General features: G+C 58.9%; 12 protein-coding genes. 6 read left to right on the plus strand and 6 right to left on the minus strand.

The features are described from left to right. Position 1: 1 nt before the first annotated feature. From ACIQWS_RS02805 to aceA, 6 genes are all read right to left on the minus strand, one after another. Entirely contained in the window at positions 2-1,288 is a 1,287-nt protein-coding gene (locus ACIQWS_RS02805) for an NAD(P)/FAD-dependent oxidoreductase (RefSeq protein WP_403169993.1), read from the minus strand. Between the two features lie 176 nt (positions 1,289-1,464). After that, complete coding sequence (locus ACIQWS_RS02810) at positions 1,465-2,898, minus strand: glutamine synthetase family protein (protein ID WP_105736357.1); 1,434 nt, start codon at positions 2,896-2,898, stop codon at positions 1,465-1,467. Positions 2,899-3,053: 155 nt separating this feature from the next. Then, on the minus strand, positions 3,054-3,347 hold the full coding sequence (locus ACIQWS_RS02815; RefSeq protein WP_403169997.1) for an addiction module antidote protein: 294 nt from the start codon (positions 3,345-3,347) through the stop codon (positions 3,054-3,056). Then, the gene (locus tag ACIQWS_RS02820; RefSeq protein WP_346307600.1) at positions 3,344-3,646 is read right to left on the minus strand and encodes a type II toxin-antitoxin system RelE/ParE family toxin; all 303 of its coding nucleotides are present in this window, start codon (positions 3,644-3,646) and stop codon (positions 3,344-3,346) included. Before ACIQWS_RS02820 ends, ACIQWS_RS02815 begins: the two co-directional genes overlap by 4 nt. Positions 3,647-3,795: 149 nt before the next feature. Then, the gene (locus tag ACIQWS_RS02825) at positions 3,796-4,029 is read right to left on the minus strand and encodes a hypothetical protein (RefSeq protein ID WP_027230260.1); all 234 of its coding nucleotides are present in this window, start codon (positions 4,027-4,029) and stop codon (positions 3,796-3,798) included. 129 nt (positions 4,030-4,158) lie between these two features. Further along, positions 4,159-5,448: an isocitrate lyase gene (gene aceA, locus ACIQWS_RS02830; RefSeq protein WP_403170000.1), complete on the minus strand. Its 1,290-nt coding sequence runs from the start codon at positions 5,446-5,448 to the stop codon at positions 4,159-4,161. Positions 5,449-5,698: 250 nt separating this feature from the next. Between aceA and ACIQWS_RS02835 the strand changes: the two genes are divergently transcribed. From ACIQWS_RS02835 to ACIQWS_RS02860, 6 genes are all read left to right on the plus strand, one after another. Further along, the gene (locus ACIQWS_RS02835; protein ID WP_403170003.1) at positions 5,699-7,120 is read left to right on the plus strand and encodes a short-chain fatty acyl-CoA regulator family protein; all 1,422 of its coding nucleotides are present in this window, start codon (positions 5,699-5,701) and stop codon (positions 7,118-7,120) included. Between the two features lie 96 nt (positions 7,121-7,216). Continuing rightward, positions 7,217-8,164 carry a DMT family transporter gene (locus tag ACIQWS_RS02840; RefSeq protein WP_346307603.1) on the plus strand — a complete coding sequence of 316 codons (948 nt, stop codon included), beginning with the start codon at positions 7,217-7,219 and terminating at the stop codon, positions 8,162-8,164. A 167-nt stretch (positions 8,165-8,331) separates the two neighbouring features. Then, positions 8,332-9,423, plus strand: coding sequence for a polyamine ABC transporter substrate-binding protein (locus ACIQWS_RS02845; RefSeq protein ID WP_346307604.1), 1,092 nt, complete (start codon positions 8,332-8,334; stop codon positions 9,421-9,423). Positions 9,424-9,490: 67 nt separating this feature from the next. After that, a complete protein-coding gene (locus ACIQWS_RS02850) occupies positions 9,491-10,636 on the plus strand; it encodes an ABC transporter ATP-binding protein (protein ID WP_403170006.1) in 1,146 nt (381 codons plus the stop codon). Positions 10,637-10,645: 9 nt separating this feature from the next. Continuing rightward, the gene (locus tag ACIQWS_RS02855) at positions 10,646-11,557 is read left to right on the plus strand and encodes an ABC transporter permease subunit (protein WP_288192018.1); all 912 of its coding nucleotides are present in this window, start codon (positions 10,646-10,648) and stop codon (positions 11,555-11,557) included. Between the two features lies 1 nt (position 11,558). Beyond that, complete coding sequence (locus ACIQWS_RS02860; protein ID WP_223611740.1) at positions 11,559-12,377, plus strand: ABC transporter permease; 819 nt, start codon at positions 11,559-11,561, stop codon at positions 12,375-12,377. Positions 12,378-12,379 lie beyond the last annotated feature (2 nt).

Genomic DNA, 12,379 nt, shown 5'->3' on the forward strand with positions numbered 1-12,379 from the left:
TCTATATCCGGTCCATCAGGGCATACCAGCTGAGCGCGAGAAACAGCAGCGGCGCGCGGAAGGTGCGCCCGCCAGGAAATGCCGGTACTTTCAGCTCTTCCAGCAGTTTCAGGCGGTCGCGGTTGCCGGCGACGGTCTCGGCATAGAGCTTGCCGACATAGTTCGACAGCATCACGCCGTGACCGGAATAGCCGCCCGCCGAAATGACGTTGGGCATGACTTCGCGCACGAAAGGCTGCCGGGGCAGGGTGATGCCGACGGAGCCGCCCCAGGCCTGCGTGATTTCCACGTCGGCGAGTGCGGGATAAATCTCGGCGATCTGCCGGCGGATATGGGTGCTGATATCGAGCGGATTGTCTGCGGTATAGGCTTCCCGCCCGCCGAACAGCAGCCGCCCATCCTTGGAGCGGCGGAAATAGCGCACGACAAAGCGCGAGTCGTCGACACTTTCGCCGCCGGGCAGGACCGGACTGTCCTGGCCAAGCGGCACTGTGGCGCCGATGAACGAGCGGATCGGCATGACATGCGAAGCACTGACCGGTTCAAGGTTGCCGCCATAAGCATTGACCGCGATCAGGCATTTGGCGGCCGTCACATTGCCTTTGGCCGTTGCCACCGTCACCCGCCCGTTCTGCGAGGTGATGCCGGTAACCCGGGTACTCTCGTGAAGACGGGCTCCGGCCCGGGCCGCTGCTTGTGCTGTGCCAACCACAAGTTTCATCGGTTGGATATGGCCGGTGCCCGCATCGTAGACACCGCCGAGATAGCGCGTGGAGCCGAGGCGTTCCGCTGTCTCCGCAGCATCCATATAATGAATATGCGGATAGCCGAAACGGGTTGCCATCAGTTCGGCATGGGCGCGGTAATCTTTCAGATAGCGCTTCTTGTGCACAACGGACATTTGCCCCGGCACGAATTCGATGTCGATCTTGTGCGTGTCGGCGAACTGCAGAAGGTGCGCCTTCGCCTCTTCGGCAAGGTCGAACAGCGCCTTGGCGCGGGTAAAGCCATACTGTCCTTCCAGCTCCTCCGCCCAGGCGCGCTGCCCGGTGCCGAGCTGACCACCATTGCGCCCGGAGGCGCCGTCACCGAAACGGTAGGCCTCCAGCAGGACGACGTCGACGCCCGCCGAGGCGAGGTGAACGGCGGCAGAAAGGCCGGTAAAGCCGCCGCCCACGATGACAACGTCGGCGGTGCGCGAACCGTCCAGTGCCGGATACTCGGTGCGATCCGCAATGGTCGACTCATACCAGGAGACGCCGGGGGAAATCGGTGACTGATAGGGCATGTTATGAAGCAATCTTGTTTGCTGGTTTGCTGCACGACCATTGTGCGTGGTTCGACAAGCTCACCATGAGGGGAAGGTATTGGCTGCAATGCCGATTCTGCAATCCTCCATCTCCCTCATGGTGAGCTTGTCGAACCACGCACAGTGCTCCTGCAGCCAAAGAAACCTCACTCAAATCAGACGTTCAACAGCAGATATTCACGCTCCCATGGACTGATAACCTCCATGAAAGTCTCGAATTCTGCGCGTTTGATGGCTGCGTAGGTGATGGCAAAGGACTGTCCCAGCATGGCGGTCAGGTCCTTGTCCTGCTCGAACAATATGGTCGCCTCGATCAGCCCGCGCGGCAGTTCGATGAGGTTGTCATTGACCGTGGTCGACGCAGGTGCATCCGGCTCGATCCGGTTGTTCATGCCGAGCAGGCCGCAGGCGAGCGACGCCGCCAGGGCAAGATAGGGATTGGCGTCCGACGACGGAATGCGGTTTTCCACGCGCCGGGCATTGGGGTCCGAACGCGGCACGCGGAAGGCCGTCGTGCGGTTGTCATAGCCCCATTTGACATTGACCGGCGCAGAAGCCGCCGGTGTCAGCCGCCGGTATGAATTCACGTAAGGCGCGAACATGACCAGAGAGGCCGGAACATGCTTCTGCATGCCGCCGATGAAATGGCGGAAGGCCTCGCTTTCGCTGCCGTCGGGATTGGAAAACACGTTGCGGCCGGTCTTCTTGTCAACGATCGACTGGTGGATATGCATGGCTGATCCGGGCTGGCCCTGGATGGGCTTGGCCATGAAGGTTGCATACATATCGTGCTTCAGCGCCGCTTCGCGGATGGTACGCTTGAACAGGAACACCTGGTCCGCAAGCTCGACGGGATCGCCATGGCGCAGGTTGATTTCCAGCTGCGCCGCGCCTTCTTCATGGATCAGCGTGTCGATCTCCAGGCCCTGGCCCTCGGAGAAATGATAGATATCGTCGATCAGTTCGTCGAATTCGTTGACGCCGGCGATGGAATAGCCCTGGCCGCCGCCGATGGCGCGGCCGGACCGGCCGACAGGCGGGGTCAGCGGATAATCGGGATCGGGGTTCTTCTTGACGAGATAGAACTCGATCTCAGGCGCGACGACAGGCTTCAGGCCCTTCTTGTTGTAGGCGGCAACAACGCGCTTGAGCACGTTGCGCGGGGTGAATTCCACCGCGGCGCCATCCTTGTTCACGAGGTCGCAAATGACCTGTGCCGTAGGATCGCTCTCCCAGGGCACGACGGAAAGGGTCGACAAATCCGGCATCAGTTTGAGGTCGCCGTCGTCTTCCGGATAGGAGAAGCCATAGCCGTCTTCGGGATAGTCACCGGAAATCGTCGCCATGAACACCGCGGAAGGCAGCGCCAAGGATGTATTGGAGGTGAATTTCTTCGACGGCATCATCTTGCCACGGGCAACGCCCGCCTGATCGGGAGTGATGCATTCGATGTCTTCGATATCCCGCCAGGCCAGCCACTCGGAAGCTTCACGCCAGTTTTTTACGCCGCGTGTGGCTTTGACATAGGCGGGCGTGCGCCGCCGCGTTGAGGTCCGTGCGGGTTTCTTCTCAGGGGTTTCAGAAGGCATCAATCACCAGAATTTATTGCGGTTTTCGGATGATAGATCAAAACTCATCGCTATGGGAAGGCTGGCGCGAGAAAATTGTGGTCGTGTTTTTTGCCGTCAAAAACCAAAACCGTCCGCAATCGCTTGCGGACGGTGCAAAGGTACGAAGCTGAACTCTATGCGGCGTGTTTCGGCGTAACAGCAAGCTGCACACCCAGCGCCTTCAGGACGCCAAGCAAAGTGGTCAGTTTGGGATCGCCCTTGGCGCTCAACGTTTTGTACAAGGCTTCCCGCGTGACACCTGCTTCCTTGGCAATTTGTGTCATGCCTTTTGCGCGGGCAACGATTCCAAGGGCGTCGGCAATATAGCTTGCATCGCCAGTTTCAAATGCGTCGCTCAAGAGTTCGGCCTGTGACTCCGGCGTATCGAGATAGCGCGCCGGGTCGAAGGGGGTTGTCCTGATCGTCATTTTTCTTTCTCCAAATCCGCAGCGAGAGCTTTAGCCTTCCGGATGTCTTTCTGCTGGCTGCTTTTGTCGCCACCGCACAGAAGAATGATCAAGACCGTTCCATGCTGGACAAAATAAAGGCGATAGCCTGGGCCGTGGTGAAGACGAAGCTCGCTGACACCCTCGCCGACAGGCTGCACGTCTCCGCTGTGCCCATGCCGAAGACGCACAATCCTTTGCGCTATCATATGCCTGGCGTGCCTATCCTTCAGGCGATCCAGCCAATCCGCGAAGACCTGTGTTTGACGTATCTCAAGCATGTAATAATTAGATTACAAATGCGATGACGTCAATCAATCCAGACTTTCGGCTAATCCGCGTGCAAAAACCAAAACCGTCCGCAATCGCTTGCGGACGGTTCAGCGCGCCGTGCTGGTTCCAGACCGAAACCAGAGAAGGCCACGGTGAGCTATTGCCGGGTGACGACCACCGGGATCAGCAGGTCGCCCCAGTTGCCGTCGCCGCCGTGGTGGCGGGCGGAGCGGACCAGCTCCACGGACACGCCGGCATCCACTGCCTTCATGACGGATTGGTTGAGGCGATGCAGATCATTCGCGACCATGCGAATGACAGCCTGCTGGTCTGCATTCATGGCCGATGATTGCTCCTCGGCCCGTTCCTTCACGCGTGTCTGCGGTGCCATGATGATGCTCCTTGTTTCTGGCGTTGCAGTGGGCAGTCGCTGTGACTGCCCCGGGAACAATCGGAATGATTGTCCCGTATGGACCGGCGGCATGTAAGGGCCTCGCCGGCGGTCCGGATTGGGTGCCTGTTATTCGGCTGCCGGACGGAACTGTGCCGTCTCGGTCGATTCCTTCATGGCCGTCGTCGACGACTGACCGCCCGTGATGGCCAGCGAGACCGCATCGAAATAGCCCGTTCCAACCTCGCGCTGGTGCTTGGTGGCGGTGTAGCCGTTTACCTCGGCTGCGAATTCCGCTTCCTGCAACTCCGAATAGGCGGACATCTGACGTTCCTTGTAGCCGCGGGCCAGCTCGAACATGCCGAAGTTGAGCTGATGGAACCCGGCCAGCGTGATGAACTGGAACTTGTAGCCCATCGCACCCAGCTCGCGCTGGAACTTGGCAATCGTCGCTTCATCCAGATGCTTCTTCCAGTTGAACGAGGGCGAGCAGTTGTAGGCGAGCAGCTTGTCCGGATGTTGCTTGCGCACGCCTTCGGCAAAACGCTTGGCCTGTTCGAGATCCGGCTTCGACGTCTCGCACCAGATCAGGTCCGCATGCGGCGCATAGGCGATCGCCCGGGCGATGCAGGAGTCGAGACCGTTCTTGACCTGATAGAAGCCTTCCGTGGTCCGTCCGGCATCATAATCGACGAATGGGCGGTCGCGCTCGTCAATATCCGAGGTCAGAAGCTTTGCGGCTTCCGCATCCGTGCGGGCGATGACCAGTGTCGGCGTTCCCATGACGTCGGCAGCAAGCCGCGCGGCATTCAGGTTGCGGATGTGGGCAGCGGTCGGGATCAGAACCTTGCCGCCGAGATGGCCGCACTTCTTTTCCGATGCCAGCTGGTCCTCATAATGCACGCCTGCAGCACCGGCCTCGATGAAGGCCTTCATGATTTCGAAGGCATTGAGCGGGCCGCCGAAGCCGGCTTCCGCGTCGGCAACGATCGGTGCGAACCATGTATCGACTGACAGGCCCTTGCCTTCCGCAGTTTCGATCTGGTCGGCGCGCTGCAGCGTCTTGTTTATGCGTTTCGCAAGCTCCGGCGCAGCGTTTGCAGGGTACAGTGACTGGTCAGGATACATGGCGGAAGCGGTATTGGCGTCGGCTGCAACCTGCCAGCCGGAGAGATAAATCGCCTTAAGGCCCGCACGCACCATCTGCATCGCCTGGTTGCCCGACAGAGCGCCAAGGGCATTGACGAAGCCGTCTTCATGGATGAGCTGCCACAGTCGGTTGGCGCCGTTTTCAGCAAGAGTATATTTGATCTGAACCGAACCGCGCAGTTTTTTGACATCGTCAGGCGTATAGGGACGTTCAATACCATCGAACCGACCTCCCGGAGCATTGGGTACGAGATTGTAAAAATCAGTCATTATCTTTCTCCAGCTTCTGTTGACGCGATCGCAGACAGGTCGTTTGGGAGTTTCGATGGCTGCGTTCATGTGACTGAATTTACATTGCGGTGCAGTAATTCCAATAAATATCGTTATAATCGACGGATTTATTGAGTTAGCATGTGTTGTGTTTGACAAATATGGTTTGTAAATCTGTAAAAATTGTAATATTGGTTGATTGCCTGAAATTGTGTAAATTTTGTCAATATTGCTGACATAAGGGGTGGAAATGGCTGAAGGCAAGATATTCGCCGGTCCCCGCATCCGGCGCATCCGCAACGAGCAGGGGCTGACGCAGACGGCCATGGCCGAAGCGCTGGGCATTTCGCCGTCCTATCTCAATCTCATCGAGCGCAACCAGCGTCCGCTGACGGTGCAGCTGCTGTTGAAGCTGTCATCGACCTACAAGATCGAACTCGACACGCTGCAGGTCGAGACCGGCTCGTCCATGGCAGCACTGAAAGAAGTGTTTTCCGATCCCTTGCTCAATGGTGAATTGCCCGGGGACCAGGAACTGATCGAGATCGGCGATGCCGCACCCAATGCGGCGGCCGGTGTCATCAAGCTGTACCGTGCCTACCGGGAATCACTGGAGCGCCTGTCCGACCTCTCGGGAATGCTGGCAAAGGAAGGGCATGTGCCGTCGCTGTCGGCAACGCGTTTGCCGCTCAGCGAAGTGCGGGACGTGCTGGAGCGCAAGCCCAATCATTTTGCCCGCGTTGAAGGGGAGGTCGACAGCTTCATCCATCTGATCAAGCCGGGCGATGATCTCTCAGGCGCCTTGAAGGCATGGCTGAAAAGCGAGCATGGAATCACGGTGCGCGTCCTGCCGGTCGCGACCATGCCGAACTGGCGGCGGCGCTATGACCGCCATTCGCAGCGCCTGTTCATCTCGGAACGGCTGTCGCCATTCGATCAGCTGCGTGAACTGGCCATTGAGGCGGTGCTCATCCGCATGCAGGTGGTCATCGCGGCGGAGATCCAGGAGCTGAAGCTATCCTCCGACGAAGCGCGCCGCATCGCCCGGTTCGAACTTGCCCGTTATGCCGCTCAGGCCCTGATGATGCCGTATCAGGCATTCCAGACTGCTGCCCTGCGCGCCCGCTATGATGTCGACGTGCTGCGCTCGCGTTTCAATGTCTCCTTCGAGCAGGCGGCCAACCGGTTGACGACCCTGCAAAGACAGGGGGCTGCGGGCATTCCGTTCTTCATGCTGGAGGTGGATCATGCGGGCAATCGCTTCCGCCGGGCAGGCGCACAGGGCTATCCGCAGTCGCGCTTCGGCGGCGAGTGTCCAAAGCTGGCCGTGCATGCCGCCTTTGCCCAGCCGGGGCAGATTCTGGTGGAAGCCATCGAGATGCCGGGTGGCGCTGAGTTCATGACCATCGCCCGCACGCTTGAGGGGCCGCAAGGCAGCTTCAATGAACGCCCGCGACGCACGGCGATCCTGCTCGGCTGCGATATCGGTTTCGCCGATGAAACGGTCTATGGCGCTGCGCTCGGCGGCAGGAATATCGGTGCGACGCCGGTCGGCCCGGCCTGCCGTCTCTGCGAGCGCTCTGCCTGTCTTTCGCGTGCCGAGCCGCCGGTCACCCGGCCGCTGGGGCTGGATGAGATGGTGACGGGCCTGAGTGCCTTCGATTTTCAATGATGCCGCTGGATTTGCCGGCGAAAACGATGCAGAAAGCGACAATCTCCAGTCGTTTCCCAAACTCACCGCAGATTTGAAATTTGGCATTGTACCCGCATGAGTGTTTCGTCTGTCCCGCTGCCGCCGGTTGCTGCGCCCGATCCCGCCAAGAGCGCGTCGGAGACCGCGGTCGGCTGCCTGCTGGTTGCAGGCTCGGCAATCGCCTGGAGTACGGGCGGCGCTCTGACCCGCTTTCTCGAAACCACGGATAACTGGACCGTGGTGTTCTGGCGGTCCGTATTCGCCGGGCTTTTCCTTTTGTGTTTCATGCTGGTCCGCGATGGTCCGCACGGAACGTTGCGGCTGTTTCGCAACATGGGGCTGGCCGGGGTGGGCGTCGGCATCTGTTTTGCCATCGCGTCGTCCTGCTTCATCGTTGCCCTGTCCTACACGACGGTCGCCAATGTCCTGCTGCTCCAGGCGGCAGTGCCGCTGCTGGCAGCGCTGATTTCCTGGGTGCTCTTTCGCGAAAGGGTCAGCCTTGCAACCTGGGGTGCCATTGCCGTGGTGATTGCCGGCGTTGCCATCATGGTTTCCGATTCGCTGGATGGCGCGGTTTCTCCCATCGGCGACCTTCTCGCCTTGCTGATTGCCATCGCCTTTGCGTCCGCCACGGTGATCACGCGGCGCAAGGCGCATCTGCGCATGACGCCCGCGGTTTTTCTCGGCGTGGTGATGGCCGCCTGTGCGGCCTCGGTGATGAGCGGATCATTCTCGGCGAGCGTGCGGGATTTCGGTTTCCTGTTTGCTCTTGGGGCCGTCAATCTTGGTCTCGGCCTTGCCCTTTTCGTCAGTGGCGCCCGTCTTATTCCCTCGGCGCTCGCCGCATTGATCGGAACGCTCGAGCCTGTACTCGGGCCCGTCTGGGTCTGGCTTTTGCACAATGAAGTCCCGACGCAGCGCACCATCATTGGCGGCGGTATCATCCTTTGTGCATTGCTCTTTCATCTGGGCTGGGAATACCGGCGCCAGCGTGCGGCTTTGACACGAAAGCCACCAGCCTGACACCGTGCGCCAAAATGCGGCGATCAAAATTGCGTTGATCTGCAACTTTAGATGAGGGAGTTGCTGCAACCCTGTTGACGAAGTGATCGCAATCTAAAAAGGTAGGGGAAATTTGGGAACCCCTGGCACGGCTGAAAGATCAGGTGCCAGCAGCATGGAGGCATTTTATGGGTATCAAATCCATCCTTTTAACGGCCACTTTCGCCCTTGGGCTTGCCACGGCAGCCGGCGCGCAGGAACGCGTTGTCAATGTCTACAACTGGTCCGATTATATTGATGACAGCATCCTTGCTGACTTCACCAAGGAAACGGGCATCAAGGTTGTCTATGATACCTTCGACTCCAATGAAATCCTCGAAACCAAGCTGCTGGCAGGCGGAACCGGTTACGACGTCGTTGTTCCGACCGCATCCTTCCTGCAGCGCCAGATTGCCGCCGGTGTGTTCCAGAAGCTCGACAAGTCGAAGCTGCCGAACCTGAAGAACATGTGGGATGTGATCAACCAGCGCATCGAAAAATATGATCCGGGCAATCAGTACGCGGTCGACTACATGTGGGGCACCACGGGCCTTGGCTACAATGTCGACAAGATGAAGGAAATTCTCGGATCGGATGCGCGTCCAAACTGGGATATCCTGTTCAAACCCGAAATGGCGGCCAAGTTCAAGGATTGCGGTGTCCATGTGCTTGATTCTGCCTCGGATGTCCTGCCGTCCACGCTGGCCTATCTCGGCCTTGATCCGGACAGCAAGAATCCCGACGATCTTGCCAAGGGCGCGGACCTGTTGACAGCGGTTCGCCCGTCGATCCGCAAGTTCCATTCGTCGGAATATATCAATGCACTCGCTGCCGGCGATATCTGTCTGGCACTCGGCTATTCCGGCGATATCCTGCAGGCCAAGTCGCGTGCGGAAAAGGCCAATGCCGGCGTGAAGCTGGACTATGCCATTCCGTCGCAGGGTGCGCAGATGTGGTTTGACGTGATGGCCATCCCTGCCGATGCACCGCATGTGGCGGAAGCGCACGAGTTCATCAACTACATCATGCGTCCGGAAGTTGCGGCGAAAGCCTCGAACTTCGTGTCCTATGCCAATGGCAACAAGGCTTCGCAGGAATTCATCGACAAGGCCATTCTGGAAAATCCGTCGGTCTATCCGGATGCGGCCACATTGGCCAAGCTCTTTACCGTGACGCCTTATGACACGAAAACGCAGCGAACCGTCACGCGGCTCTGGACCAAAGTGGTAACAGGCCAGTAAATCTCGAGAAAACCCCGGCAGAAAATGCCGGGGTTTTTAACGTCAAGACCAAAATGCCGGGGCAATCATGAAATCACTGGGAAGCTTTCGCCGTAAATTCGCACCTTGGAATGATCCTGAAGCAAAACCCTATATTTCCTTCGAGAATGTAACCAAAAAGTTTGGTGACTTTACCGCTGTCGATGACTTGTCCCTGACGATCTACGATCGTGAATTCTTTGCCCTTCTCGGCGCATCCGGCTGCGGCAAGTCCACGCTCCTGCGCATGCTGGCCGGATTTGAAGAGCCGACCTCGGGCCGTATCCTGCTTGACGGTCAGGATATGCGCGGCATCCCGCCCTACAAGCGGCCTGTGAACATGATGTTCCAGTCCTATGCCCTGTTCCCGCACATGACGGTCGAGGGCAACATCGCTTTCGGTCTGAAGCAGGATGGCATGCCGAAGAATGAAATCGACGCGCGTGTTGCGGAAATGCTCAAGCTGGTCAAGCTCGAGCAGTTCGCCAAGCGCAAACCGCATCAGCTGTCCGGCGGCCAGCGTCAGCGCGTGGCGCTTGCCCGCTGCGTTGCCAAACGGCCAAAGGTCCTGCTGCTGGACGAACCGTTGGGGGCACTCGACAAGAAGCTGCGCGAAGAAACGCAGTTCGAGCTGATGGACCTGCAGATGAAGCTTGGCCTGACCTTCGTCGTCGTGACGCACGATCAGGAGGAAGCCATGACCATGGCCGATCGCATCGCCGTCATGGACAAGGGCAAAGTCAAGCAGGTGGCGACGCCTGCGGAAGTCTACGAAGCCCCGAATTCCAAGTTTGTGGCGGATTTCATCGGCAATGTGAACATGTTCGAAGGTACAGCCTCGACAGTGATGCCGGGTAAGGTCGATATCGATGTCCCGGCCGACAGGATCACCATTCGCACGGATGCAACGCGCGACTGCGCCGCCGGCCAGTCCGTCGGGTTTGCCATCCGCCCGGAGAAAATCCGCCTCAGCCGCAAGGAACCGGCAAACACTGCCGTCAACGCGGCGCATGGCGAACTCTATGATATCGCCTATTTCGGCGACATGACGGTTTTCCACGTCCGGCTTGAAAGTGGCCGGATCATCAAGGCAGCCAGTTTGAACGCGGTGCGCACGGTCGAAGACCCGCTTGGCTATGACGACAAGGTCTGGGTCAATTTCGATACCGACGCCGGCATCCTGTTGACGGCTTAGGGGGCTGCCATGCAAAAACTGATCGCGTCCGTTGTCAGCCGCCTCGTCATCAGCGTTCCCTATCTGTGGATGCTGATTTTCTTCCTCATCCCGTTCATCATCGTCTTCAAGATTTCACTCTCGCAAGTGACGATGGCGATACCGCCCTACACGCCGACGATTGATGTCTGGGCGGGCTGGCAGGGGCTGATCAACAGCGTGTCGCAGTTCTCCTGGGACAACTATACCTTCCTCGGCAGCGATCCGCTCTATGTCAAAGCCTATCTGTCCAGTGTGATCATTGCCGCCATTTCGACGTTCCTGACGCTGCTGGTGGGCTATCCCATCGCCTACGGCATGGCACGGGCGCCCGCCACCGTGCGGTCAACCCTGCTGATGCTGGTGATCCTGCCCTTCTGGACAAGCTTCCTCATCCGCGTCTATGCGTGGATCGGTATTCTCAAGCCTGAGGGGCTGCTCAACCAGTTTCTTATGTGGGCCAATGTCATCCACACGCCCCTGAACATTCTCAACACCAATACCGCGGTGCTGATCGGCATCGTCTATTCCTATCTGCCGTTTCTGGTGCTTCCGATTTATTCGACGCTGGAAAAGATGGATTACTCGCTGGTCGAGGCTGCGGAGGATCTTGGCTGCCCACCCATCACCGCCTTCTGGAAAATCACGTTCCCGCTGTCGCTGCCCGGCGTTGTCGCCGGATGCTTCCTTGTCTTCATTCCGGCCGTCGGCGAATTCGTTATTCCCGATCTTCTCGGCGGGTCGGAGACATTGATGATCGGCAAAACCCTGTGGAACGAGTTCTCCGCCAACCGTGACTGGCCGCTGTCTTCCGCGGTCGCCGTGGTTCTGCTGGCGCTGCTCGTCGTGCCCATCGTGCTGTTCCAGCGGTCGGAAGCCAAAGCCCAGGAAAGCGAGAAGTGACATGAACACCACCTGGTCCCGCTTCAATATCGTCTCGCTGGTCATCGGTTTCGCGTTCCTGTACCTGCCGATCGTGCTGCTGGTTGTCTTCTCGTTCAATGAATCCCGCCTCGTCACCGTCTGGGCCGGCTTCTCGACCAAATGGTATGTGTCGCTGTTCAACAACAAGAGCTTTATCGATGCGGCGTGGGTGACCATCCGCGTCGGGTTGATCTCGGCGACCTTCGCGACAATCCTCGGAACGCTCGGTGCCCTCGCGCTCACCCGCTATACCCGTTTCCGCGGGCGGATGCTGTTTTCAGCGATGATCTACGCGCCGCTGGTCATGCCCGAAGTCATTACCGGCCTGTCGCTGCTCCTGCTGTTCGTCGCCATTGGCTTTGACCGTGGCATCTGGACCGTCACGCTCGCCCACATCACATTCACCATGTGTTTCGTGGCCGTCGTGGTGCAGTCGCGCCTGGTCACGTTCGATCGCTCGCTCGAAGAGGCGGCCATGGATCTCGGGGCGACGCCGGTCACCACCTTCTTCAAGGTCACCCTGCCAGTGATCATGCCGGCGGTGGTATCCGGCTGGATGCTCGCCTTCACGCTGTCGCTCGATGATCTCGTGATTTCAAGCTTCACTTCGGGTCCTGGTGCCACCACCCTGCCGATGCGCATTTATTCGCAGGTGCGTCTCGGGGTGACGCCGGAGATCAATGCCGCCTGCACCATCCTGATTGCCGTCGTCGCGGTGGGGGTGGTGATCGCGTCGATTGCCAACAAGCGTCGCGAGGTGCAGAAGGCGCGTGACGAGCAGGCCGCTGCCCGTCACTAACC

It is taken from the genome of Phyllobacterium sp. NPDC097923 (genome assembly GCF_044760925.1).
In the GTDB taxonomy this organism is placed as follows: domain Bacteria; phylum Pseudomonadota; class Alphaproteobacteria; order Rhizobiales; family Rhizobiaceae; genus Phyllobacterium; species Phyllobacterium calauticae.

Coding starts and splice junctions, on each gene's coding strand:
- ACIQWS_RS02840 (WP_346307603.1), top strand. CDS start 7,217: ATGAGTGTTTCGTCTGTCCCGCTGCCGCCGGTTGCTGCGCCCGATCCC.
- ACIQWS_RS02835 (WP_403170003.1), top strand. CDS start 5,699: ATGGCTGAAGGCAAGATATTCGCCGGTCCCCGCATCCGGCGCATCCGC.
- ACIQWS_RS02845 (WP_346307604.1), top strand. CDS start 8,332: ATGGGTATCAAATCCATCCTTTTAACGGCCACTTTCGCCCTTGGGCTT.
- ACIQWS_RS02810 (WP_105736357.1), bottom strand. CDS start 2,898: ATGCCTTCTGAAACCCCTGAGAAGAAACCCGCACGGACCTCAACGCGG.
- ACIQWS_RS02855 (WP_288192018.1), top strand. CDS start 10,646: ATGCAAAAACTGATCGCGTCCGTTGTCAGCCGCCTCGTCATCAGCGTT.
- ACIQWS_RS02860 (WP_223611740.1), top strand. CDS start 11,559: ATGAACACCACCTGGTCCCGCTTCAATATCGTCTCGCTGGTCATCGGT.
- ACIQWS_RS02815 (WP_403169997.1), bottom strand. CDS start 3,347: ATGACGATCAGGACAACCCCCTTCGACCCGGCGCGCTATCTCGATACG.
- ACIQWS_RS02825 (WP_027230260.1), bottom strand. CDS start 4,029: ATGGCACCGCAGACACGCGTGAAGGAACGGGCCGAGGAGCAATCATCG.
- ACIQWS_RS02805 (WP_403169993.1), bottom strand. CDS start 1,288: ATGCCCTATCAGTCACCGATTTCCCCCGGCGTCTCCTGGTATGAGTCG.
- ACIQWS_RS02850 (WP_403170006.1), top strand. CDS start 9,491: ATGAAATCACTGGGAAGCTTTCGCCGTAAATTCGCACCTTGGAATGAT.
- ACIQWS_RS02820 (WP_346307600.1), bottom strand. CDS start 3,646: ATGCTTGAGATACGTCAAACACAGGTCTTCGCGGATTGGCTGGATCGC.
- aceA (WP_403170000.1), bottom strand. CDS start 5,448: ATGACTGATTTTTACAATCTCGTACCCAATGCTCCGGGAGGTCGGTTC.